Raw genomic sequence first — 23066 nt, forward strand, 5'->3', positions numbered from 1 at the left:
CAGAACGCGCCCCGACCGCGCCGTCCTCTCGATCTCGTCCGCCTCCGACGCGCCCCCGGAGCGCTCCGGGCGGAACAATGGATCCATGAGCCAGCAGCCCAGCTCCGAGGTCCCGGTCCAGCCCGCCGCCCAGCCGTCCGTCGGCGCCCTCGCCGCACACCGGCCGCACGCCGTCGCCCCCTCCGGGAGAGGCACGGCCCTGTCCACCGCCGCCGATTTCGACCCGGACATCGACGCCGACGCCGACGCCTACGAACCCGAGGTGGACGGCGACGAACTGCCCCAGGGCCGCTTCCTGGACCGCGAACGCAGCTGGCTCGCCTTCAACGAACGCGTCCTCGAACTGGCCGAGGACCCCACCACGCCCCTTCTGGAGCGGGCCAACTTCCTGGCCATCTTCGCGTCGAACCTGGACGAGTTCTTCATGGTCCGGGTCGCAGGGCTGAAGCGCCGCATCGCGACCGGGGTCGCCACCCGGTCCGCGTCCGGCCTCCAGCCCCGCGAGGTGCTGGACCTGATCTGGACCCGCTCGCGCGAGCTCATGGCCCGGCACGCCGCCTGCTACCAGCAGGACGTCGCCCCGGCCCTCTCCGACGAGGGCATCCAGCTGATCCGCTGGCCGGAGCTGACCGACAAGGAGCAGGCCCGCCTGTTCACCTTCTTCCGGCAGCGCGTCTTCCCCGTCCTCACCCCCCTCGCCGTGGACCCGGCCCACCCCTTCCCGTACATCTCCGGCCTCTCGCTGAACCTCGCCGTCGTCGTACGCAATCCGGTCAGCGGCCACCGCCACTTCGCCCGGGTCAAGGTGCCGCCGCTGCTGACCCGCTTCCTGGAGGCGTCGCCGCAGCGCTACGTGCCCATAGAGGACGTCATCGCGGCCCACCTGGAGGAGCTGTTCCCGGGCATGGAGGTGCTGGCGCACCACATGTTCCGGGTCACCAGGAACGAGGACCTGGAGGTCGAGGAGGACGACGCGGAGAACCTGCTCCAGGCCCTGGAGAAGGAGCTCATGCGCCGCCGCTTCGGCCCGCCGGTCCGCCTGGAGGTCGAGGAGTCCATCGACCCTTACGTACTGGACCTGCTCGTCCGCGAGCTCAAGGTGTTCGACGCCGAGGTCTACCCGCTGCCGGGCCCCCTCGACCTCACCGGCCTCTTCGGCATAGCGTCGCTGGACCGGCCCGAGCTGAAGTACCCCAAATTCGTCGCCGGCACCCACCGCGACCTCGCCGAGGTCGAGTCCGCGTCCGCGCCGGACATCTTCGCCGCCGTACGCGAGCGGGACGTGCTGCTGCACCACCCGTACGACTCCTTCTCCACCTCCGTCCAGGCGTTCCTGGAGCAGGCGGCAGGCGACCCGGACGTCCTCGCGATCAAGCAGACCCTGTACCGGACCTCGGGCGACTCACCGATAGTGGACGCCCTCATCGACGCCGCCGAGTCCGGCAAGCAGGTCCTCGTCCTGGTCGAGATCAAGGCCCGCTTCGACGAGCAGGCCAACATCAAGTGGGCGCGCAAGCTGGAAGAGGCGGGCTGCCACGTCGTCTACGGGCTCGTCGGCCTGAAGACCCACTGCAAGCTCTCCCTCGTCGTCCGCCAGGAGGGCGACACCCTGCGCCGCTACTCGCACGTCGGCACCGGCAACTACCACCCGAAGACGGCCCGGCTCTACGAGGACCTCGGCCTGCTCACCGCCGACCCGCAGGTCGGCGCGGACCTCTCCGACCTCTTCAACCGGCTCTCCGGCTACTCCCGCCGCGAGACCTACCGCCGCCTCCTCGTCGCCCCCAAGTCGCTGCGCGACGGCCTGGTCGCCCGTATCACCAAGGAGGTCACGCACCACCGCGCGGGCCGCCCCGCCTACGTACGGATCAAGGTCAACTCGATGGTGGACGAGGCGATCATCGACGCCTGCTACCGGGCCGCCCAGGCCGGCGTCCCCGTCGACATCTGGGTACGCGGCATTTGCGCGATCCGCCCCGGCGTCACCGGCCTCTCCGAGAACATCCGGGTCCGCTCGGTCCTCGGCCGCTTCCTCGAACACTCCCGGGTCTTCGCCTTCGGCAACGGCGGCGAACCCGAGGTCTGGTTCGGCAGCGCCGACATGATGCACCGCAACCTCGACCGCCGCATCGAGGCCCTGGTCCGGGTCACCGACCCCGCCCACCGCGCGGCCCTCAGCCGCCTCCTGGAGACCGGCATGGCCGACACCACCTCCTCCTGGCACCTGGGCCCCGACGGCGACTGGACCCGGCACTCCACGGACGCGGACGGCAAACCCCTGCGGCACGTACAGGAAATGCTCATTGACGCCCGGAGGCGCCGGCGTGCGACGCCCTGACCAGCACACCCAGGCCACGGCCCCGGCCCACGCCCCCGGCATCACCGGCGTGAGCGCGGGGTCGGTCCTCGGCCCCTATCTGCGCACCCAGGCCGCGGACTTCCTGCGCAGCCTGCGCCTGCACCGCGAGAGCACCGCCCCCACGGACGCCGGATCGCGCGCCGCCGAGCAGGCCGCCACCGCGCTGCGCCGCTCCTCCCGCCGGATCGGCGCCACCCTGCGCACCTTCCGCACCGCGCTCGACCCGCTCTGGGCGGAGCAACTGCGCACCGAACTCTCCTGGCTCTCCGGCACCCTCGCCCGCGAACACGCGTACGCGGACCGGCTGACCCGGCTCCTGGAAGCCCTGCACGGCCTCTCCGGCGGCCCCGTCCTCCCGGCCGCCCGCACCGGCGACTCCACGGGAACGGGCCGCCCCGTCCTCGGCGTCGGCGCCGCCCGGGCCGGCGCCCTGCTGGAACGGCAGCTCACCCTCGCCCGGACCCGCGCCCACTCCGCCGCCCTCCAGGCCCTCGGCTCCGCCCGCTTCCACGCGGTGGCCGACGCGGTCGCGCTGCTCGCCTCCGAGGTCCCGCTCGCCCCCGCCGCGGCCGGGCCCGCCGGCGACGTCCTCGCCGAACCCGCGGACCGGGCGGAGCAGCGGCTGCTCGGGGCCGTCGCCGCGCTGCCCTCCGACGAGTCGGCGGAGCCGTACAACGAGGCGCACGACGCGCCCTGGCACCAGACCCGCCTGCTGCTCCGGCTCCACCGCTACGCCCACGAGGTGGTGCACGGCGGCACCGACCCGGTCCTGGCCGCCCCGGGGCACGCCCTCGATCTGCACCGGGACGCGGTCGAGGCGGCCGGCGCCGCCGCCACGGCCGCCCGCACACCGCGCATCGCCCCGGCGACCGCGTACGCCCTGGGCGTGCTCCACGCCGACCAGCGCCACGAGGTGGAGGCGGCGCGCGCGGTCTTCCGCGAGAGCTGGCCCTACGCGACGACGGGGGCGGCGCGGTCGTGAGCGGCACGGTGCGGGCGGCGGGCTGCGTCCTGTGGCGCCGGCCGCCCGCACCCGCCGGGGGCGTGGAGCTGTGCCTCGTCCACCGGCCGCGTTACGACGACTGGTCGTTCCCCAAGGGCAAGCTGAAGCGCGGCGAGTCCCTGCGGGACGCGGCGGTCCGCGAGGTCCTGGAGGAGACGGGCCACCACTGTGTGCCGGGGGCCGTGCTGCCCATGGTCCGGTACGTCGCGCACGGCCGCCCGAAGGAGGTCACGTACTGGTCCGCCGAGGCCACGACGGGCACCTTCACCCCGAACGACGAGGTGGACGCGGTGCTGTGGCTGCCGCCGGAGGCCGCCCGGGAGCGCCTGACGCAGCCACGCGACCGGGACGTGCTGGAAGCGGCGCTGAGGACACTGCCGCAGAGTCCCGGCCCGTCCGGCGCTTGAGGACGGAACCGACGCCCGCGACCGGGCCGCACACGCGTGTTTCGCCGCCCCGAGGTCCGGGAACCCCGTCGCCCTTCACGGTTCACCCCCCGTTCACTCACCCCCGTAAACCACGTCACCTGTTCTGCCTAATTTCAGACCTACCGGGTGCAGCGATCAGCCACTGCACCGCCCGCGTCGCACGCCGCCCGCAAGCAGCCGCGGCGGCTTCTGGAAGGAACACCCGAAAGTGAAGCTTCAGCGCAAGAACCGGCTTCGTGCCACCGCGCTCGGTGCCCTCGCCGTCTCCGGCGCCCTGGTCCTCACGGCGTGCGGTTCGGACGACAACAGCGGCGACACCTCCGCCACCGGCGGCGCCAAGACGAAGGCCGCGTCCAACGTCAAGTGCGACGGAGCCAAGGGCCAGCTGCGCGCCTCCGGCTCCAGTGCGCAGAAGAACGCCATGGACCTCTGGGTCAAGGAGTACATGGCCGCCTGCTCCGGCGTGGAGATCAACTACAACTCCTCCTCGTCCGGCGAGGGCATCGTCGCCTTCAACCAGGGCACCGTCGGCTTCGCCGGCTCCGACTCGGCGCTGAAGCCCGAGGAGGTCGCCGACTCCAAGAAGATCTGCAAGTCCGGCCAGGGCATCAACCTCCCGATGGTCGGCGGCCCGATCGCCGTCGGCTTCCACCTCGAAGGCGTCGACAGCCTGACCCTGGACGCCCCGACCCTCGCCAAGATCTTCGACACGAAGATCAAGAAGTGGAACGACGAGGCGATCGCCAAGCTCAACCCCGACGCCAAGCTGCCGGACAAGGCGATCCAGCCCTTCCACCGCTCCGAGGACTCCGGCACCACGCAGAACCTCGGCAAGTACCTCGGCGCCGCGGCCCCGAAGGACTGGAAGTACGAGGCCGAGAAGAAGTGGCCCGCCCCCGGCGGCCAGGCCGCGTCCGGCTCCTCCGGCGTCGCCACCCAGGTCAAGCAGGTCGACGGCTCGATCGGCTACTTCGAGCTGTCCTACGCCGCCTCGCAGCAGATCTCCACGGTCGACATCGACACCGGCGGCTCCACCCCGGTCAAGGCGTCCTCCGAGAACGCCTCCAAGGCCATCGCCGCCGCCAAGATCAAGGGCACCGGCAAGGACCTGGCGCTCGACCTCGACTACACCACCAAGGCCGACGGCGCCTACCCGCTGGTCCTCGTCACGTACGAGGTCGTCTGCGACACCGGCAACAAGGCCGACACCCTCGGCACCGTCAAGTCCTTCCTGACCTACACCGCCTCCGCGGACGGCCAGAAGCTCCTCACCGAGGCCGGCTACGCGCCGATCCCCGAGGAGATCAACGCCAAGGTCCGCGAGACCGTCGCCGGCCTCTCGTAACCAGCCGTACGACACCCAGCGCAACCGGCGGCCGGTCCGGAACACCCCTCCGGACCGGACCGCCCCAGACCCTCCGGTGCACCGCCGCCAGGGGAGCCCCGGCTCCCCCACACAGACCGGAAAGACCATGGCTTCCACCACACCACAGATACAGACCCCGCCGGGCGGGCGAACCGGCCCCCGGTCCACGGGCCGCACCGGCGACCGGATCTTCCTCGGCCTCTCGCGCGGCTCCGGCATCCTGCTCCTGGTGATCATGGCGTCGATCGCCGTGTTCCTGAGCTACCGCGCCGCCGTCGCCATCTCGAAGGACGAGGGCAACTTCCTCACCACCTTCGACTGGAACCCGGCCGGTGACCCGCCCGTCTTCGGCATCGCCGTCCTGCTCTTCGGGACCGTCGTCAGCTCCGTCATCGCGATGGCCATCGCGGTCCCGGTCGCCGTCGGCATCGCCCTGTTCATCTCGCACTACGCCCCGCGCAGGCTGGCCGGCCCGATCGCGTACGTCATCGACCTGCTCGCCGCCGTCCCCAGCATCGTCTACGGCATCTGGGGCGCCCTCGTCCTCGTGCCGTACCTGGAAGGGCTGAACCTCTGGCTCGACCAGTTCTTCGGCTGGACCTACGTCTTCGAGAAGACCGAGATCGGCGTCGCCCGCTCCCTCTTCACCGTCGGCATCCTGCTCGCGATCATGATCCTGCCGATCGTGACCAGCGTCAGCCGCGAGGTCTTCCTCCAGGTCCCCCGGATGAACGAGGAGGCCGCGCTCGCCCTCGGCGCCACGCGCTGGGAGGTCATCCGCCTCTCGGTCCTGCCGTTCGGCCGCTCCGGCGTCATCTCCGCCTCGATGCTGGGCCTCGGCCGCGCACTCGGCGAGACGATGGCCGTCGCCACCGTCCTGTCGCCGAACTTCCTGATCTCGCTGCACGTGCTCAACCCGGGCGGCGGGACGTTCGCCCAGAACATCGCGGCGAAGTTCGGCGAGGCCGACGCCTTCGGGCGGGACGCCCTGATCGCCTCCGGCCTGGTCCTCTTCGTCCTCACCCTGCTGGTCAACGGCGCGGCCCGGCTCATCATCGCCCGCCGCAAGGAGTACTCGGGGGCCAACGCATGAGCCACGCCACCACCACCCCCGGCGTCCAGGACCTCCCGACGCCCGCACCGGCCGCCCCGAAGGGCAGCCTCAGCAGCCGGTCCCTGCCGCGCCTCGCGCCGCTCGGCTTCGCCGTCGTCGCCGTCGCCCTCGGCATCGGCATCGGCCTCGCCGCCGGCTGGCAGAGCCGAGTGCAGTGGGGGCTGATCTCCGCGCTGCTCTTCCTGGTCATCTCGTACGTGACCACCAGCGTCGTCGAGAACCAGCGCCAGGCCCGCGACCGCCTCGCCACCAGCCTGGTCTGGGTGTGCTTCCTGCTCGCCGTCGTCCCGCTGGCCTCGCTGCTCTGGACGACCGTCAGCCGCGGCTCGGAACGCCTGGACGGCTACTTCCTGACCCACTCGATGGCCGGGGTCCTCGGCTCCGAAGCCAGTGGCGGCGTCTACCACGCGCTGATCGGCACCCTGGAACAGGTGGGCATCGCCACCCTGATCTCCGCCCCGCTCGGCCTGCTCACCGCGGTCTACCTGGTGGAGTACGGCAAGGGCGCGCTGTCCAGGGCCGTCACCTTCTTCGTGGACGTCATGACCGGCATCCCGTCCATCGTGGCCGGTCTCTTCATCCTCTCGATCATGCTCATCGCGGGCCTGGAACCGTCCGGCCTGATGGGCGCGCTCGCCCTGACGATCCTGATGATCCCGGTCGTCGTCCGCTCCACCGAGGAGATGCTCAAGCTCGTCCCGAACGAGCTCCGCGAGGCATCGCTCGCCCTCGGCATCCCGAAGTGGCGCACGATCCTGAAGGTGGTCCTGCCGACCGCGATCGGCGGCATCGCGACCGGCGTCATGCTCGCCGTCGCCCGCATCGCCGGCGAGACCGCCCCGATCATCCTGCTGGTCTTCGGCAGCCAGCTGATCAACACCAACCCCTTCGAAGGCGCCCAGTCGTCACTGCCCTTCTACATCTACGAGCAGTACAAGATCGGGGAGGCCGCGTCCTACGACCGCGCCTGGGCAGCGGCCCTGGTCCTGATCGCCTTCGTCATGATCCTCAACCTGGTGGCCCGCGGCATCGCCCGCTGGAAGGCCCCCAAGGCCGGGCGCTAGGCCCGCCGGAAAGCAGCAGTGATTCAGATGGCCAAGCGCATCGACGTCAGCGGACTGTCGGCCTACTACGGCAGCCACAAGGCGATAGACGACATCTCCATGACCATCGAGCCCCGCTCGGTGACCGCCTTCATCGGCCCCTCCGGCTGCGGCAAGTCCACCTTCCTGCGCACCCTGAACCGTATGCACGAGGTCACCCCCGGCGGCCGCGTCGAGGGCAAGGTGCTCCTGGACGACGAGAACCTGTACGGGACGAATGTCGACCCGGTGACCGTACGACGTACGGTCGGCATGGTCTTCCAGCGCCCGAACCCCTTCCCCACCATGTCGATCTTCGACAACGTGGCGGCGGGCCTGCGCCTCAACGGCTCGTACCGCAAGAGCGCCCTCAACGACATCGTGGAGAAGTCCCTGCGCGGCGCGAACCTGTGGAACGAGGTCAAGGACCGGCTGAACAAGCCCGGCTCCGGCCTCTCCGGCGGCCAGCAGCAGCGCCTGTGCATCGCCCGCGCGATCGCCGTCGAGCCGGACGTGCTGCTGATGGACGAGCCGTGCTCCGCCCTCGACCCGATCTCCACCCTCGCCATCGAGGACCTGGTCGGCGAGCTCAAGGAGCGGTTCACGATCGTCATCGTCACGCACAACATGCAGCAGGCCGCCCGCGTCTCGGACCGCACCGCGTTCTTCAACCTGGCGGCGGTCGGCAAGCCCGGCAAGCTCGTCGAGATCGACGAGACGGAACGCATCTTCTCCAACCCGTCGGTCCAGGCCACCGAGGACTACATCTCCGGCCGCTTCGGCTGATCCGTCCGGCCCTCCCCTACGGCCTTGGGGTGCTGCATGGCGGTGCCACCACAAGGCGAAAAGGGTCCGCCCCGCACTCCCGAGGGAGTGCGGGGCGGACCCGCGTACAGCCGCCGGCGTCAGCCGAACATCAGGTAGACGACCCCGTAACTCGCGGCAGCGACAAGCGCCGCGGCCGGCATCGTGATGAACCAGCCGAGGATGATGTTCTTCGCGACACCCCACCGCACGGCGTTCACCCGCTTCGTGGCGCCCACACCCATGATCGCCGAGGTGATCACATGGGTGGTCGAGATCGGGGCGTGGAAGAGGAACGCCGAACCGAACATGATCGACGCGCCCGTCGTCTCGGCGGCGAAGCCCTGCGGCGGGTCCAGCTCGATGATCTTCCGGCCGAGCGTACGCATGATGCGCCAGCCGCCCGCGTACGTACCGAGCGACAGCATCAGCGCGCAGACCAGCTTCACCCACACCGGGATCGGATCGCTCGGGGACTCGACGTCGGCGATGACCAGGGCCATCACCACGATGCCCATCGTCTTCTGCGCGTCCTGGAGACCGTGCCCGAGCGCCATGCCCGCGGCCGAGACCGTCTGCGCGATACGGAAACCGCGCTTGGCCTTGTGCGGGTTGGCCTTCCGGAACATCCACATGATGGCGACCATCACCAGATAACCGACCACCAGGCCGATCACCGGCGACAGGAACATCGGGATGACGATCTTGTCGAGCACCCCGTCCCAGTGCACCATCGTCCCGCCGGCCAGCGCCGCGCCGACCATCCCGCCGAACAGCGCGTGCGAGGACGAGGAGGGCAGCCCGAAGTACCAGGTGACGAGGTTCCAGATGACGGCACCGACGAGCGCGGCGAAGAGGATGCCCATCCCCTTGTTGCCCTCGGGCGTCGCGATCAGGCCCTCACTGACGGTCTTGGCGACCCCGCTGCCGAGGAACGCGCCCGCCAGGTTCATCACGGCCGCCATCGCCAGCGCCGCACGCGGCGTCAGCGCACGGGTCGAGACCGACGTGGCGATCGCGTTCGCCGAGTCGTGGAAGCCGTTGGTATAGGTGAAGCCGAGCGCGACGCCGATGGTCACGATCAGTACGAAGGTGTCCACGTGGTTCAGGACTCCTTGACCGCGATGGTCTCCACCGTGTTCGCGACGTGCTCGAACGCGTCGGCAGCCTCTTCCAGCACGTCCACGATCTGCTTCAGCTTCAGCACCTCTATGGCGTCGTACTTGCCGTTGAAGAGGTGGGCGAGCAGCTTGCGGTGGATCTGGTCGGCCTGGTTCTCCAGACGGTTGACCTCGATCCAGTACTCGGTGAGGTTGTCCATCGTGCGCAGACCCGGCATGGCCTCGGCGGTCAGTTCGGCCGCCCGCGCCAGCACCTCGATCTGCTGCTCCACACCCTTGGGAAGCGTCTCGATCTGATACAGCACGACCAGATCGACGGCCTCCTCCATGAAGTCCATGATGTCGTCGAGCGACGACGCGAGGTTGTAAATGTCCTCACGGTCGAACGGCGTAATGAAGGAGGAGTTCAGCTGGTGGAAGATCGCGTGGGTGGCATCGTCCCCCGCGTGCTCCGCTGCCCGCATGCGCTCCGCGATCTCGGCCCGGGAGGACGAATCCGCCCCGAGCAGTTCCATCAGGAGTTTCGAGCCCGTGACGATGTTGTCCGCGGATGCGGAGAACATGTCGTAGAAGCTCGTCTCCCTGGGGGTCAGACGAAAGCGCACGTGGGGTCCTCGGGGTGCTTTGGATTCGGTCAGGCTGATGCTAGGCGCATCATCCGGCCACGGCTAACCGGCATTCTTCAGTGTCGCCCATCGGGCACAGTGATCAGCACGGACCCCAGGTCACGTTTCAGCTGAATTCGTTAGGATATACCCACCAGGGGTATTCAAAACGGCAGGGCAAAGAGAAAGCGGGAGGCAGCAATGACGACCACCGAGGCCATGGGGACCGGGCCCGACGCCGTGCCCGGCGCCGCTCCCGTGGAAGCGATCGTCACCGACCACGACCGCGGAATACACGGCTACCACCACCAGAAGACGGAACACCTCAAGCGCCTGCGCCGCATCGAGGGCCAGATCCGCGGCCTCCAGCGCATGGTGGACGAGGACGTCTACTGCATCGACATACTCACCCAGGTCTCGGCGTCCACCAAGGCGCTCCAGTCCTTCGCGCTCCAGCTCCTGGAGGAGCACCTGCGCCACTGCGTCGCCGACGCGGCCCTCAAGGGCGGCGACGAGGTCGACGCGAAGGTCGAGGAGGCCACCAAGGCCATCGCCCGCCTGCTGCGCACCTGACCCTCAGCCCCGGTGGTCGCCCTGCCGGGGGACGGTGGTGCGGTCGGTGCTCACCTTCACATCGAGCACCTCGTCGATACGGTCCGCGCTGAGCCGTTCCCCGATCGCCGCCGAAGCCGCGATCATCAGTTCCCCGCACAGCTCGATCTCGGCGAGCGCCACATGGTCCGAAACGGTCGGGCTGAGCGTCACCACGTCACTCACCTCTCACTGCCGTCACCGGCTTCCTAGGGTAGAGAGCCCGACACGCACCGCGCATGGCACGGACGGACCATTTCGCCCCCACCCATGCGGGGACCGTGCGACTCATCTCACGCCCGCCCCTGCTCGATCTCGCCGGTGTAGATGTCCCGGTCGTGCGGCAGCCGTACGGTGACGGGCACGCCGAACCCGTACAGCAGCGTCGTGGAGACGACCTCCGCCGCCGGGCCCTCGTTGGCGAAGCTGAACCGGTGGCGCACCTTGCGCAGCCTGCCCTGCTCGTCCAGATACGCGTCGAACGGCACGGCCCGCGTGCGGAACCCTTTCGCCGCCGCCACCAGCGCCGCCCGCGCACCGGGCGCCGCCAGCCGGGCCGCCCGGCCGATGTCCGCGGTGCCCCGGTAGTGCCGCACGGCCACCCCGGCCACATCCGTCTCGCCCACGTACGTCACAGCCCCCGCGCCCCGCAGCAACTCGGCGGCGGCCAGCGGATCGGTCACCCCGCCGGTGACGAGATTCCCGTCCTCCAGAGCCGTCGTGTCGATGCGCACCCACTTGTCGGCGGGCACCCCCGCGCCCCGGTTCATCATGTACAGCGCACCCGGCGCCAGCAGCTCCGTGATCGGCCGGTGCTCCTCCTCGCCCGCCGCGTCCGGCGGCAGCACCACCTTCAGCCGGCCCGAACCGGCCCGGAAGTCGTACGCCCCCGAGCCCCTGATCGTGACCCGGGTGCCACCGGCGGCCGTCTCCATCGACGTACTCACCTCGGCGCTCGCGACCCCGTCCCCGGCGAGCACCGCCGCCGCCCGCCGCACCACCTCGGCCCCGCCGTCCCGGGCGTCCGCGGCCGCCGCGGCACGGTCGACGCCGCCACCACCGGAGCACCCGGCGGCCGCCGCCGTCACGCCCACCGCGACGAGGGCGCGCACGACGCGCACCCCGCCTCCGGACCTGTGCTGCTGCACCACCATCGCCTGCCCATCCCGAACCGCTTGCCCGAGGTCGTGTCCGCCTCGCATAACGACGGCCCGTGCCCCCTGTAACGTCCACGCCCCCGATTGGCGCCGTCGGCGCGGTGCGAGCGCCCCCTCACGGTTGACGGACCCCTCCCGGCCGGGGCGCCCCGCCCAGTACCGTGTTCGCGTGTACGACCGACACACCGCCGACGCCCCGCCGGCCCGCCCCGCCCATGAGCCCACCACCGTCGAACGCGGCTCCTTCTGCACCGCCCGCTGCGCCTGCGGCTGGTCCGGGCCCGCCCGCCGGTCCCGGGACCGGGCCCGTGCGGACGCCGAGGAACACCGCACCACGGCCTGAGCACCGGCCCTCCCCTCCTTCGGGCCTCTCCCTCGGGTCAGGCCCCTCTCCCCCACACCGGAGCTCCGATGACCCTGCCGAACCGGCGCACGCTCCTCGCGGCGGGCGCCGCCGTACTCACCGGCGCCACTGCCACCGCCTGCGAGGGCACCGACACGACGGACCCGGCCCCCGGTGACACCACGGCCGCCCGCAGGCCCGCGTCGTCCCCCGCCCCCTCCGCGTCCAAACCCGCCAAGCCCTCCGGCCCGGCGAACTGGTCCGCGCTGGCCAAGAGCCTCGACGGGCCGCTGATCCGCCCCGGCGACTCCGCCTACCCGACCGCCCGTCAGCTCTACAACACCCGCTTCGACGGCCAGAAACCGGCCGGGATCGCCTACGTCCGGCACGAGGACGACATCCGCGAGTGCCTCGCCTTCGCCCGCCGCGCCTCCGTGCCGGTCGCGATCCGCAGCGGCGGCCACTCGTACGCCGGCTGGTCGAGCGGCAACGGCCGCCTGGTGATTGACGTCGCGTCACTCAACCGCGTCGAGTCCAACGGCACCATCGGCGCCGGCGCCAAGCTCCTCGACGTCTACGAGGGCCTGGCCGCGCACGGCCTGACGATCCCCGGCGGCTCCTGCCCCACGGTCGGCATCTCCGGTCTCACCCTCGGCGGCGGCCACGGCGTCGTCGCCCGCGCCTACGGCCTGACCTGCGACAGCCTCACCGCCGCCACCCTCGTCACGGCCGACGGCCGCACCGTGACCGCCGACGCGAAACACGACCCCGACCTCTTCTGGGCACTGCGTGGCGCGGGCAACGGCAACTTCGGCGTCGTCACCGGCCTCCGCTTCCGTACGCACTCCGCCCCTCGCACGGTCACCGCGTACCTGTCCTGGCCCTGGTCGCGCGCCCGGGACGTCGTCACCGCCTGGCAGAAGTGGGGCCCGGACCAGCCCGACGAGATCTGGTCCGCCGCGCACCTCGACGCCGGGCCGGGCGGCAGCAACCCGACGGTCTCGGTCTCGGCGTTCAGCCTCGGCACGTACGGGGACCTGCAGAACGCCGTCGACCGCCTCGCCGACCGCATCGGCGCCTCCGCCACCTCGGTCTCGCTGCGCCGCCGCGCCTACCGCGAGTCGATGCTCGTGTACGCGGGCTGCTCGGGTCTCACGGACGCGCAGTGCCACCTCCCGGGGACCACGCCCGGCCGCTCCCCGCAGGGCGCCCTCCAGCGCGAGACGTACGCCGCCGCCTCGGACTTCTACGACCGCTCACTGCCCCCGGCGGGCGTTTCGGCCCTGCTCGACGCGGTCCAGGCGTTCACCCGCCTCGCCCCGGGCCAGGGCGGCGGCGGCTCGATCGCGCTGACCGCGCTGGGCGGGGCGGTCAACCGGGTGGACCCGCAGGCCACGGCGTTCGTCCACCGCCGCTCCCGGATGCTCGCCCAGTACATCGGGGCCTGGCGGCCCGGGGCCCAGGGCACCGCCCAGCAGAAGTGGCTGAAAGACACCCATGCGGCGATGCGTCCGTACGCCTCCGGGGCGGCGTACCAGAACTACACGGACCCGTCCCTCACCAACTGGCGCACCGCGTACTACGGCTCGGGAGCGGCGCGCCTGGCCCAGGTGAAGAAGCGGTACGACCCGGAGGGGCTGTTCACGTACGCGCAGGGGGTGTGAGGGGGCGGAGAGGGCCCGAAGGACGCGGGGCTCCCCACATGCACGTGTGCCCCGGGCCGCTCTTGCGGGCTCCGGGGCACATGCGTGAGGAGGACGGGCTCAGGCCGCGAGACCCTTCTCGCCGTCGGAGCCGCCGCGCGAACCGGGGCGCGGCTCGGGGATCCCGAGCGCGTCGCTCCGGCCGGACTCGGCCGCCCGGGGCCGCCGCGAGCGGACGAGGGGGCCGAGGCGGGCGGACCGGGAGACGGTCGCCACGAGAGGCGTCAGCAGCATCATCGCCAGGGGAGCGAGGAGCAGCGCGACGGCCGTACCGAGGGCGAAGCCGCCGATGACGTCGGTCGGGTAGTGGACGCCCATGTAGACCCGGCAGAAGCCTTCGAGCAGCGCGAGCCCGATGGCCGCGATGCCGAATTTCCGGTGGGCGACGAAGAGCCCGACGCCGAGGGCCATCGCCATCGTGGCGTGGTCGCTGACGAACGAGAAGTCGTTCTTCCCGTCGACCAGGACATCGAGCCCGGAGTGGTCCTTGAACGGCCTCGGCCGCTCCACGAATCCACGGATCGGGATGTTGATCAGCAGGGCGATACCGGCCGCGAGCGGGGCCCAGACGAGCCCGGCCACCGCCGACACGGAGTCCTCGGCCGTGCCGCGCCGGCGGACACTCCACCAGCACCACAGGACCACGAGGACCATGCCGAACATGATCCCGTACTCTCCGACGAACTCCATGACCCGGTCGAACCAGGTGGGAGCGGACTTGGCGAGCCCGTTGATGTCGTAGAGCAGGCTGACGTCGGGGTTCGACCCATCCAGTGCGAGTCCAGCCATCTGCTGCGGCCCCTTGCCTTGTCTGCTGCTGCGGCACACGTCCCTGTGCGCCGCGATTCACGAACCCCCGTGTTGTTCGGTTCGTCCACGTCAATCACTCACGCGCCCAGCCAGAGAACGACGCGCCCCGTGCGCACGTTCCACTCTCCACCGAATGATCACCATGACGTTATCGAAGAGTGACACATCGTCGCAGCTCAGGGCCCGGGCTTCACGGAGGGTTCCGGCCACCGGCACGCGCACCTCACGCGGCCGGCCGCGTGGTCGGCAGCGCCGCGGCCCCGTCCTTGGTCACGCGTGTAGCACCGAAGTAGTCGGGCGTGTCGATCTTGTCGAACCGAATGACCGCACCAGTGTACGGAGCGTTGATCATGTACCCGCCCCCGACGTACAGGCCGACGTGATGAATGGCACGGGAATTGGTCAGATCGTCGGAGAAGAACACGAGATCGCCGGGAAGCAGTTCGTCGCGCGACGGATGCGGTCCGGCGTTGTACTGGTCGTTCGCGACGCGGGGCAGCTCGATGTCCACGGTCCGGTACGCGGCCTGGGTCAGTCCGGAACAGTCGAACCGCCCGCCCTGCTCCGGCGTACCGTTGCCGCCCCACAGGTACTTCGTACCGAGCTTCTTCTGGGCGAAGTAGATGGCCCCCGCCGCCTGCTGGGACGGCTGCACACGGCCGACGGGGCGGGCGAAGCTCTTCTCCAGTGAGCGGATGATCTTGACGTAGTTCTTGGTCTCGGCGATGTCGGGCACGCCGCCGGACCTGATCACCCGGTACGCCCCCGCGTTGTAGGCGGCGAGCATGTTGTCGGCGGGGTCACCGGGCACCTTCTTCACGTACCCGGCGAGCTCGCAGTCGTACGAAGCGGCGGAGGGGATGGCGTCGGCCGGGTCCCACACGTCCCGGTCCCCGTCCCCGTCCCCGTCGATCCCGTGCCCCGCCCAGGTCCCGGGGATGAACTGCGCGATGCCCTGCGCGGCGGCGGAGCTCTCGGCGCGGGGGTTCCAGCCGCTCTCCTGGTAGAGCTGGGCGGCGAGCAGGGCCGGGTTGATGGCGGAACAGAGGTTCCCCCACTTCTGCACCAGCCCCTGATACTTGGCCGGCACGGCCCCCTTGGCCAACGCGACGGCCCCCCCACCGGCCCCCCCGACGAGCCCGGCAGCAGCGGAGTAGGTCCCCACAACGAGCAACGCCACAAAACACAGGGCCCCTCCGACCCCGACCCCCATGGCCACCCAGAATCTACGCACCCGTCAACCATCCCCCATCGGGGCACGGTTCGGGAGCGTTTTCGAGGGTGTGTACGAGTCACACGGGGGCGCTCATGGAGCGCCCCCCGACCAGAAGCCGTCGCGGACGTTAGGGGCCGGCACCGGCTCACCCACATGCCCGTCCCCACCGGCACGCGGAGTGGGCTTGGAAACCGAGGACCGATCCACGCAGGGCGTAGCGACCTCAAAGAAGGCCTGCCCACGCCCCCCAATGAGCAGCCTCACCCGAAATCGGTCCGGCGTCTCAAAGTATGTTGCCGGGCTCCGCGTGCTGGCGTTTACGCCGATCTGGCGATAGCCAGCCCTCTGCCACTGCCGTTCCACAACCCCCAGGAAGCTCCCCCGCCGCTCTTCAGAGATCACCGTGGTAACCGCCCTTCTGCGTGAAACGTCACAGCTTCCTTCTGTCGATTCCCCATGAACCCACTCCACAGGAGGTTTAATTCCAGAAAACGTCTCGTCGAGGATCATGTCAGCTCGATCGGCAGCCTCTTGCATGTTCAATCCACCGCTCCTCTCGCCATCCTGCGAAACGTCAGACTCGCCGTCTGCCACCGCACAGCTTGGGACCAACAACACAGCAACTACTGCCGCAGCCACTCGTACCCTCACCTTGGACGCTCCCGCTCAATGTCGTCCGATTTCCCAGCAACGATTCTCGCGATGTTGTCCGCAGAAACCTGGTCTTTCGCCGGGTCGAAGTAGTTAGAGTGCGCTTCCCCTGGCCTGTGCCCCCACTCCAAGGGTCGAGGGCCCTCGCTCACAGCAAACCGGGTTGCCCCGAAATCCCGGTGCGCGGGATCGGTGCCGAACCAAACATCGCTCTCCTCGCTCTGGGCATCTTGCGCCGCAAAACCCATAGCGCCGCCAGCCACACCTCCCGCTACACCACCGACCGTCGCCCCAACAGGCCCTCCACTCAGTCCGAGCGAAAATCCCGCAGAGGCACCGCCGACGACCCCCGCGCCCAATCCACTCGCTTCCCGATCGTTGGGCAACTTCGTGACAGGGTCATTTTCGGCGGCACCGACGAAGACATGTCCTCTACCCACCCCGAGCTCATCTGCGGACCGTGCACCCGTGCCCGGGCTTCCAACCAAGACCACGTCGTCAGCCCCCGGGATTCCTCCCCTCTCCTGCGCAGCGAGACCCACGGTCAGCGAACCGTACGAGTGTCCGATCGCAGTGACATGGGGGTCTGAATTCTGATTCGTCGCCGAAATACCGGCCATGAACTGATTGTAGGCATCCGCACCGGTCTTCGCGTTCGACTGACCCGTCACACCCAGGGGGTCATCCATCGATGCTTGAGGCGCGTCGTAACCGAGCCACACAATCGATGCCACCGAGGCATCGGGGTCCATCTCTTTGGCGCCGATTGCGGTGTCACGTGCCCGCTTAAGGTCCCCCCTAGCGAAATCCTCATCCAACGACGTATTCAACCCCGGCACATACGCCGCCACATTCCGCGCCGTATCCGGGTTCCCGTACGAAACAATCGCTCGACCGTTCCCCTCGTCCCCGATGCCCAGGAGGTACATCGGCGGCTGGCCGCCCGCGTCGAGTTGTCGTTGGATCTCCCGCAACCCCGCCAACCGCACCCCCGACACCTCGTCACCCCGCCCCTCCAGCTTGCCGATCAGGAGCTGGAGGTTGTCGCGGTTGGCCGTGTCGCGGATCAGGGACGGGATGCCGTCCAAGTTGCCGATCCGGTCCGGGTACACCGCGAGGTACTCCTCGCGCTGCTCGTCCGTCAGGTGTTCCCACCACTCACGCCTCGCCGCAGGCGACGCGTCACGTGGGATGCGGGATTCGAGGTACCCGCGCGCCGCCTCCCGGACCGCCGCCGCGTCCCCCGCGGCGTCGGTCCACGTACGGTCCGGGACCGTCAGGCCCTCCTCCGCCCGGAGCCTCCTCAGGATCCGGGTGAAGCGCCAGTCGATCCGGGCGGCCGCCCGCACCGCCCCCGTGACCCGGTCCGAGATGTCCCGCGCCGCCGCGGCACGGGTGTCCGGGGCGACCAGCCCCGAGGCAGGCAGCAGCCCGGGCATACCGGCCGCCCGAGCCGTGCCGCCAGGCAACGGATCACCGTCGAACAGCCCCCCGGGCCCCGGCGGATACGACACCGACCCATCCGCGTGCACGGTGAACTTCAGCGACTCCGCCTCCTCCAACGCACGCCGCAGCACCCCCTGCTGCACCCGCATCTCGTGCGCGAGGCTGTTCAACGCGGTACGGATCAACCCGCACTCGGTGTACACGTACTGCAGGTTCCGGCTCATCCGCCGCAACCGCCCCACCGCCGCCTCGGCCGCCGCGCCGCGCTGGGATTCGCGCAGCCCGACGAGCAACTGCTTCTCGATCCGGTCGCGCCCGGCATCCGCTCGGTTGCTCGCCTTGCCCCAGCCATCCGCCGCGCTCTCCAGCTCGGCGCACTTGAGGTCGCGTAACTGAGCCCACGTCAACGTGGAGGACAGCGCCGTCACCGCTCGACCCCGTGGGTCAGCCGCGCGACGGGCGAGAAGGACGACCGCACGGACTCATTCGTCTCCCCCTGCGCCCGCGCGACAGCGCGCAGGCTGCCCGCGAGCGCCCCGCACTCATGGCGGGCGGACTCGACACGGCGTACCCAGGACTCCCGCACGGCCCCCAACTCGGCCAGGGAGTTCAGACCGGCGGTCCCGGCGATCACCCCCTCGTGCGCCGTCGCCAGTTCCCCGCGCACGGGCCCGAGATGCGCCCCCATCCCCTCCGCGCCCCCGGCAGCCCGCAACCACGCAGCACCGCTGTGCCGCAGTTCTTCCCCACCGGCGGAGCCGCCACCCGCACCGCCCGCCAGATCGACCAGCCTCAGCCGCGCACCACTCATCGTCCACCCCGTTCTTGATCACGAAGATCGTGGAGCGGCACTGTGCCAAACCCGGCAACCGCGACACGCCGGACACACAGCGGCCGGGGAGCGGCCACACCCCCGCTCCCCGGCCCTGCCAACGCCCGGCCCCCACCCCGGGATCACCCGAACGGTGGACCGGCGCTAACGCCCGTACGCCCTCGGGTCCTCCTCGCCCAGCCGCCGCAACGCGGCCGCCGCCCGCTCCTCCGGTGGGGTGCCGTCCTCGGGGATGCGCCAGATGATCTGCCGTACGTGCCCGTTCTCGGCGTCGTACAACAGGCTGATCGTCGTCTCGTCCGGGTCGTGGAAGCCCGTCCCGGCCCAGTCGAGCCGGACGCTCCAGCGCGCGAGGAGATCCGGCCGGCCGCGCAGCCCGTCGGCGATCAGGCGGGCGGCCCGCCGGGCCGGCCACATCCAGCTCTCGTCCCCCTCCGCTCGGGCGACCTCCGCTTCGTACGCGACGGCGTCGAAGCGGAGGTCGGGCAGTTCACGCGTGCCGCCCGGCGGAACGGGGCACCGCCAGCCGGACCAGACGACCTGATCCCCGTCCAGCCGGACGGTGACATACAGCGCACCGCAACAGCCCTCGGTGCAGTAGGCCTCGGCGAGCCGCCCCTCGCGCGGTTCGGCAGTCGCCCGCAAGGTGCCGGGGAACAGCAACTCCTCGGGGGAGTCGGCGGGCCCCCGGCCGAAGCAGTCCGGGACCAGCGGCCGCCCGTCGACGAGGACGCGCGCCTCGACGGTGGCCGGATCGTCGGGATCGCGCTCGTGGATCGCCATGCGCAACCGCGCACCCGAAGCCTCCGGCGCCCCGAGCAGTTGCGCCCGCGTACGCCGCACCCACGCGACCCGCCGCCGCGCAGCGGGCTCGGCACCGGCGTCCGGCACCTCCCGCCACTCCGGCCGCTCCAGGACAGCCGTCAGCTCCGCCAGCGCCGACTCCCGCCGCCCCGCCCCCCAGTCGTGCAGGACGGCGGGCCCCGTGCTCAGCTCCTGAACGGCAGACAGGAGAAGCGCGTGGTGGCCGAGCGTGCGGGGAAGGAGCCCGGCGCCCCGCGCGAACGCTTCGTACGCGTGAGGGGCATCCGGGTAGGAGAGGATCTCGGGCCGGTAGTCGCGGAGGGTGGTCATGAGGAACAGCAGCCGCCCGGCCCGGGCGATCAGTTCGGCGCCCTCCGAGACCGGCAGCCCGGGCGCCTCCGCCAGCAGACCGGCCAGCCCGGACGCCTCCGCCACCCGCCGCGCCACCTCGGGCGCCATGTCCCGCGGCAACGCGACCAGCCGTCGCCGTACGGCGACACGGTCACCGGCGTCGAGGGCGGCGAGCAGCGGCTCGAAGGGTACGGGCTCCTGGTGGTTGCGGAGTTCGAGCCGCGCCCCGGCCGGCCGGTCGAGCGCGTCGAGCGCGTGAACGACAGGGCGGACGAGGGAGCGCAGCCGGCCGAGAGTCCGGAGATACGGCACATCCTGCGGCCCGCCCAGCTCGGTGAGGAGGGCGATCCCGGTGGAGACGGCGAGGTAGCCGGTCCCCGTGCGCACGAGCACGCGTGCCAACGCCCGCGCCCGTTCCTCGTTCTCCACCGGCATCCCGGCCACGAGGAGGCGCAGGGTGCGGTGCCTGACGGGCGGGTCCAGGGAGTCGAGCCGCCGGTGCACCTCTTCCGCCGCGTCGACGGGATCGGGGGCCGCCAGCAACGGCCCGAGGAGACGGGTCAGCTCGTCCCTGGTCTGGGTGAAATCCCGGCTGACCCGGTTGGACGGGCTACGGCGGGGTACAGACGGTGCCGCGTCCGCCAGGCACCACGGCCCCTCGGGCTCGGCGTGTTCGACACGCGACGCGCACGCGTACAGGGAGAAGGGCCGGGGAGTGAGCGCTCCGCGCTCTTCCGGGGCGCTCAACGGGCGGGGTGGTTCTCGATTCCATAGGTCATGGCGCGGAGTGTGGCAGAGCCCCGCCGGACCGCGCCATCGCTTTTCCACCGGGCGCGGTTCACGCGCCCTCACCGCGCCCAGCCGGAAGAATGCGCCCCCATGAGCTCATCGTCCCCCTCCCCCAGCTTCTGGCACCGGCCCATGGTGGCGCGCCGCGCAGACGAACAGCACCGCGCCTCGACCATGCTGGAACTCTTCTTCGACCTCTGCTTCGTGGCCGCGGTCGCCCAGGCCGCCTCCGCCTTCGAACACGAACTCGCCGCGGGCCGGATCGGCCACGCCGTACTCGGCTACGCGATGGTGTTCTTCGCGATCTGGTGGGCGTGGATGAACTTCACCTGGTTCGCCTCCGCTTACGACACCGACGACATCCCGTACCGGCTGCTGACGCTCGTACAGATCACCGGCGCGCTCGTGCTCGCGGCGGGCGCGACGGAGGCGCTGGAGCACGAGGACTTCACCGTCATCACCTGGGGCTACGTGATCATGCGGCTCGCGATGGTCACGCAGTGGCTGCGCGCCGCCCGCTCGGACCCGGAGCGGCGCCGCACCTGCCTCGGGTACGCCGCCGGGATCTTCCTGGTGCAGATCGGCTGGGTGGTGCGGCTGGCCCTGCCCGAGGACACCGGCCTGTGGACCTTCGCGGTCCTCGTCCTCGCGGAAATCGCCGTTCCCGCACTGGCGGAACGCAAAACCACCACCACCTGGCACCCGCACCACATCGCCGAAAGGTACGGCCTGTTCACACTGATCGTGCTCGGCGAGTCCATCACCGCCGCCACCGGCGCCGTACGCGCCGCACTGGACACGCACGCGGCACTCGGCGACCTCGCCGCACTGGTCGCGGGCGGTCTCCTCACGGTGTTCGCCCTGTGGTGGCTGTACTTCGCGCAGAGCGCACCCCGGCTGCTGACCAGCCTGCGTACGGCGCTGCTGTGGGGGTACGGCCACTACCTCGTCTTCGCGTCGGCGGCCGCGGTCGGCGCCGGGCTCGCCCTCAACGTCGCGCACACCGCGGGCCACGGACACATCACCGACCGCACGGCGGCGGCCGTCTACACCGTCCCGGTCGCCGTGTTCGTCACCCTCGTCTGGCTGCTGCACCACCGCACCGCGGAACTTCGCCGCACGGCCGACGTGCTGCACCCGGTGGCGGTGCTCGCGGTCCTGGCGGCCACCTACGCCCCGTCCCCCATCCTGACCACGGGCATCATCACCGCCCTGCTCATCGCGGCGACGCTGCTCCTGGCCGCCCGGAACGCGGACAGCGGCACCGGGTCCACCCCGGCGCACTGACCGTCAGCGGGCCGCCCGCACCGCCTGACCGGGCAGGGCGATCCCCTGCGCATGAGCGGTCCTCCCCGGCCGCAGGGTCCACGGCACCGGAGGCGTGGACGTCAGCCAGCCCTCCGCGATGAGGGTGTGCACGATGACCCCGCGCAGCTCCCGCCCGAGCTTCTTCCACCGCAGGCCCTTGCACAGCTGGCTGTACGACGGCCCGTGGCCGTGCTCCGCCCGGAACTCGACGGTGAACAGGGCCGCCTCGCGCCCACAGTCCGGGTGGGCGGCCCGCCACGCCTCGTACGCGTCGAGAGCGGCCCGGGGCGCGGGCAGCGGGGACGGCCCGGACATGAACGCCGGAGCGACCCGCGCGAAGGGAAACCGGCAGAGCCCGCACGCCTCGACCGCCTCCGCGTGCCGCAGCAGTGCCGGGCTGACGCCGGACTTCCAGGCCGCCCAGCTCTCCGGAGTGGGCTCGTCGGCGGCCGCCGCCTCCCGGGCGGCCCGCCGTTCCTCCTCCGCCCGCGCGGTTGCGGCAAGCTCCTCCGGGGTACGGAACCGGCCCGCGAGATGCCCCACCGACGTGCCGAGCCGGTAGGTCTGCCCGGAGACCTCGGCGAGGAACCCCTTCTCCAGGAGCACGGGCACCGCCCCGTAACAGACGGCGGGCAGCTCCGCCGGCGCCCGGCCGGCCAGTTCGTCGGAGCAGTGGGCCGCCAGGAACAGCGCCGCCAGCCGTACCCCCGGCGCCCCCTTCCGTACCGGCTTGGCCAGCCTCGTACGCATGGACCAGCCCGACACCCGCGACCGCGCGTCCTTGCCGAGGCGGAGTGCGCGGTCGGGCCCCGGGGCCAGATCCGGCACCACGATCGCGTACGGCACGTCCGGCTCCCCACCGGTGAGCCCGCCGGGCACCTCCCACCCCGCCGCCGTCAGCTCGGCCAGGGCGCCCTCCGGGTCCTCCAGCCGCAATGACCGCAGATCGGTCCCCGTGAGGTTCCCGGCGCCCGTCCGCGCGGCCCGGATCCCCACGACGACCGCGAGGAGCCGTGCGTCGGCGGAGTCCAGGGGCAGGCCGGCCACGTACGAGAGGAGCGCGCGGGCGCCCTCCCCCTGGCGCGGTGTGAGCAGGAAGGGCGGCGGCGAGGCGGCGGCACCGTCTCCGGCGGAAGCGGTCGTCACGGGCGGCGCGGCGGACACGACAGGCTTGGGCACATCA

Annotated in this window: 21 protein-coding genes; 11 read left to right on the top strand and 10 right to left on the bottom strand. The window is 71.1% G+C overall.

Annotation, left to right across the window (positions count from 1 at the left end; translation table 11 throughout):
- Positions 1–85: 85 nt before the first annotated feature.
- From ACFZAT_RS30855 to pstB, 7 genes are all read left to right on the top strand, one after another.
- The gene (locus ACFZAT_RS30855) at positions 86–2338 is read left to right on the top strand and encodes an RNA degradosome polyphosphate kinase (protein ID WP_391268786.1); all 2253 of its coding nucleotides are present in this window, start codon (positions 86–88) and stop codon (positions 2336–2338) included.
- Positions 2304–3341, top strand: a complete 1038-nt coding sequence (locus tag ACFZAT_RS30860; protein WP_391268787.1) for a CHAD domain-containing protein — start codon at positions 2304–2306, stop codon at positions 3339–3341. Before ACFZAT_RS30855 ends, ACFZAT_RS30860 begins: the two co-directional genes overlap by 35 nt.
- Positions 3338–3769 carry an NUDIX domain-containing protein gene (locus ACFZAT_RS30865; RefSeq protein ID WP_391268788.1) on the top strand — a complete coding sequence of 144 codons (432 nt, stop codon included), beginning with the start codon at positions 3338–3340 and terminating at the stop codon, positions 3767–3769. Before ACFZAT_RS30860 ends, ACFZAT_RS30865 begins: the two co-directional genes overlap by 4 nt.
- A gap of 229 nt (positions 3770–3998) precedes the next feature.
- On the top strand, positions 3999–5135 hold the full coding sequence (gene pstS, locus ACFZAT_RS30870) for a phosphate ABC transporter substrate-binding protein PstS (RefSeq protein ID WP_391268789.1): 1137 nt from the start codon (positions 3999–4001) through the stop codon (positions 5133–5135).
- A 127-nt stretch (positions 5136–5262) separates the two neighbouring features.
- Positions 5263–6249: a phosphate ABC transporter permease subunit PstC gene (gene pstC / locus ACFZAT_RS30875; protein WP_391268790.1), complete on the top strand. Its 987-nt coding sequence runs from the start codon at positions 5263–5265 to the stop codon at positions 6247–6249.
- Positions 6246–7334 carry a phosphate ABC transporter permease PstA gene (gene pstA, locus ACFZAT_RS30880; protein WP_391268791.1) on the top strand — a complete coding sequence of 363 codons (1089 nt, stop codon included), beginning with the start codon at positions 6246–6248 and terminating at the stop codon, positions 7332–7334. Before pstC ends, pstA begins: the two co-directional genes overlap by 4 nt.
- A gap of 27 nt (positions 7335–7361) precedes the next feature.
- Entirely contained in the window at positions 7362–8138 is a 777-nt protein-coding gene (gene pstB / locus ACFZAT_RS30885) for a phosphate ABC transporter ATP-binding protein PstB (RefSeq protein ID WP_391268792.1), read from the top strand.
- A 119-nt stretch (positions 8139–8257) separates the two neighbouring features.
- Here the strand turns inward: pstB and ACFZAT_RS30890 are convergent, their stop codons facing one another.
- Both ACFZAT_RS30890 and ACFZAT_RS30895 read right to left on the bottom strand, forming a co-directional pair.
- Positions 8258–9256 carry an inorganic phosphate transporter gene (locus ACFZAT_RS30890; RefSeq protein ID WP_073964811.1) on the bottom strand — a complete coding sequence of 333 codons (999 nt, stop codon included), beginning with the start codon at positions 9254–9256 and terminating at the stop codon, positions 8258–8260.
- Positions 9257–9261: 5 nt separating this feature from the next.
- Positions 9262–9882 (bottom strand): DUF47 domain-containing protein, encoded by a 621-nt coding sequence (locus ACFZAT_RS30895; RefSeq protein ID WP_026171331.1) that lies wholly within the window; start codon positions 9880–9882, stop codon positions 9262–9264.
- 201 nt (positions 9883–10083) lie between these two features.
- On the opposite strand from ACFZAT_RS30895, the gene ACFZAT_RS30900 reads away from it, so the two are divergent.
- Positions 10084–10455, top strand: a complete 372-nt coding sequence (locus tag ACFZAT_RS30900; RefSeq protein WP_391268793.1) for a metal-sensing transcriptional repressor — start codon at positions 10084–10086, stop codon at positions 10453–10455.
- A gap of 3 nt (positions 10456–10458) precedes the next feature.
- Here ACFZAT_RS30900 and ACFZAT_RS30905 read toward each other — a convergent pair whose 3' ends face one another.
- Together ACFZAT_RS30905 and ACFZAT_RS30910 are read right to left on the bottom strand one after the other, a co-directional pair.
- A complete protein-coding gene (locus ACFZAT_RS30905) occupies positions 10459–10650 on the bottom strand; it encodes a hypothetical protein (RefSeq protein ID WP_018101681.1) in 192 nt (63 codons plus the stop codon).
- A gap of 116 nt (positions 10651–10766) precedes the next feature.
- Complete coding sequence (locus tag ACFZAT_RS30910) at positions 10767–11627, bottom strand: hypothetical protein (RefSeq protein ID WP_391268794.1); 861 nt, start codon at positions 11625–11627, stop codon at positions 10767–10769.
- 172 nt (positions 11628–11799) lie between these two features.
- Here ACFZAT_RS30910 and ACFZAT_RS30915 point away from each other — a divergent pair, with 172 nt between their 5' ends.
- Together ACFZAT_RS30915 and ACFZAT_RS30920 are read left to right on the top strand one after the other, a co-directional pair.
- The gene (locus tag ACFZAT_RS30915) at positions 11800–11973 is read left to right on the top strand and encodes a hypothetical protein (protein WP_391268795.1); all 174 of its coding nucleotides are present in this window, start codon (positions 11800–11802) and stop codon (positions 11971–11973) included.
- A gap of 68 nt (positions 11974–12041) precedes the next feature.
- Positions 12042–13637, top strand: coding sequence for an FAD-binding protein (locus ACFZAT_RS30920; RefSeq protein ID WP_391268796.1), 1596 nt, complete (start codon positions 12042–12044; stop codon positions 13635–13637).
- Between the two features lie 99 nt (positions 13638–13736).
- On the opposite strand, the gene ACFZAT_RS30925 is transcribed toward ACFZAT_RS30920, so the two are convergent.
- The 5 genes from ACFZAT_RS30925 to ACFZAT_RS30945 all read right to left on the bottom strand — a co-directional run bounded on the left by ACFZAT_RS30925 (position 13737) and on the right by ACFZAT_RS30945 (position 20533).
- Complete coding sequence (locus ACFZAT_RS30925; RefSeq protein ID WP_391268797.1) at positions 13737–14465, bottom strand: phosphatase PAP2 family protein; 729 nt, start codon at positions 14463–14465, stop codon at positions 13737–13739.
- 244 nt (positions 14466–14709) lie between these two features.
- On the bottom strand, positions 14710–15720 hold the full coding sequence (locus ACFZAT_RS30930) for an NlpC/P60 family protein (protein ID WP_391268800.1): 1011 nt from the start codon (positions 15718–15720) through the stop codon (positions 14710–14712).
- Positions 15721–16349: 629 nt separating this feature from the next.
- Positions 16350–18227, bottom strand: coding sequence for an alpha/beta hydrolase (locus ACFZAT_RS30935; protein WP_391268802.1), 1878 nt, complete (start codon positions 18225–18227; stop codon positions 16350–16352).
- Positions 18224–18487 (bottom strand): hypothetical protein, encoded by a 264-nt coding sequence (locus ACFZAT_RS30940; RefSeq protein WP_391268805.1) that lies wholly within the window; start codon positions 18485–18487, stop codon positions 18224–18226. The genes ACFZAT_RS30935 and ACFZAT_RS30940 overlap by 4 nt, the downstream gene beginning before the upstream one ends.
- A gap of 288 nt (positions 18488–18775) precedes the next feature.
- Positions 18776–20533 (bottom strand): hypothetical protein, encoded by a 1758-nt coding sequence (locus tag ACFZAT_RS30945; protein WP_391268807.1) that lies wholly within the window; start codon positions 20531–20533, stop codon positions 18776–18778.
- Positions 20534–20665: 132 nt separating this feature from the next.
- Between ACFZAT_RS30945 and ACFZAT_RS30950 the strand changes: the two genes are divergently transcribed.
- Entirely contained in the window at positions 20666–21862 is a 1197-nt protein-coding gene (locus ACFZAT_RS30950; RefSeq protein WP_391268809.1) for a low temperature requirement protein A, read from the top strand.
- A gap of 3 nt (positions 21863–21865) precedes the next feature.
- Here ACFZAT_RS30950 and ACFZAT_RS30955 read toward each other — a convergent pair whose 3' ends face one another.
- On the bottom strand, positions 21866–23047 hold the full coding sequence (locus ACFZAT_RS30955) for a hypothetical protein (protein ID WP_391268844.1): 1182 nt from the start codon (positions 23045–23047) through the stop codon (positions 21866–21868).
- Between the last annotated feature and the right edge of the window lie 19 nt (positions 23048–23066).

It is taken from the genome of Streptomyces sp. NPDC008163 (genome assembly GCF_042956885.1).
Classification (GTDB): domain Bacteria; phylum Actinomycetota; class Actinomycetes; order Streptomycetales; family Streptomycetaceae; genus Streptomyces; species Streptomyces drozdowiczii_A.

Coding starts and splice junctions, on each gene's coding strand:
- ACFZAT_RS30855 (WP_391268786.1), top strand. CDS start 86: ATGAGCCAGCAGCCCAGCTCCGAGGTCCCGGTCCAGCCCGCCGCCCAG.
- pstC (WP_391268790.1), top strand. CDS start 5,263: ATGGCTTCCACCACACCACAGATACAGACCCCGCCGGGCGGGCGAACC.
- pstA (WP_391268791.1), top strand. CDS start 6,246: ATGAGCCACGCCACCACCACCCCCGGCGTCCAGGACCTCCCGACGCCC.
- pstB (WP_391268792.1), top strand. CDS start 7,362: ATGGCCAAGCGCATCGACGTCAGCGGACTGTCGGCCTACTACGGCAGC.
- ACFZAT_RS30900 (WP_391268793.1), top strand. CDS start 10,084: ATGACGACCACCGAGGCCATGGGGACCGGGCCCGACGCCGTGCCCGGC.
- ACFZAT_RS30910 (WP_391268794.1), bottom strand. CDS start 11,627: ATGGTGGTGCAGCAGCACAGGTCCGGAGGCGGGGTGCGCGTCGTGCGC.
- ACFZAT_RS30920 (WP_391268796.1), top strand. CDS start 12,042: ATGACCCTGCCGAACCGGCGCACGCTCCTCGCGGCGGGCGCCGCCGTA.
- ACFZAT_RS30925 (WP_391268797.1), bottom strand. CDS start 14,465: ATGGCTGGACTCGCACTGGATGGGTCGAACCCCGACGTCAGCCTGCTC.
- ACFZAT_RS30940 (WP_391268805.1), bottom strand. CDS start 18,487: ATGGGGGCGCATCTCGGGCCCGTGCGCGGGGAACTGGCGACGGCGCAC.
- ACFZAT_RS30950 (WP_391268809.1), top strand. CDS start 20,666: ATGAGCTCATCGTCCCCCTCCCCCAGCTTCTGGCACCGGCCCATGGTG.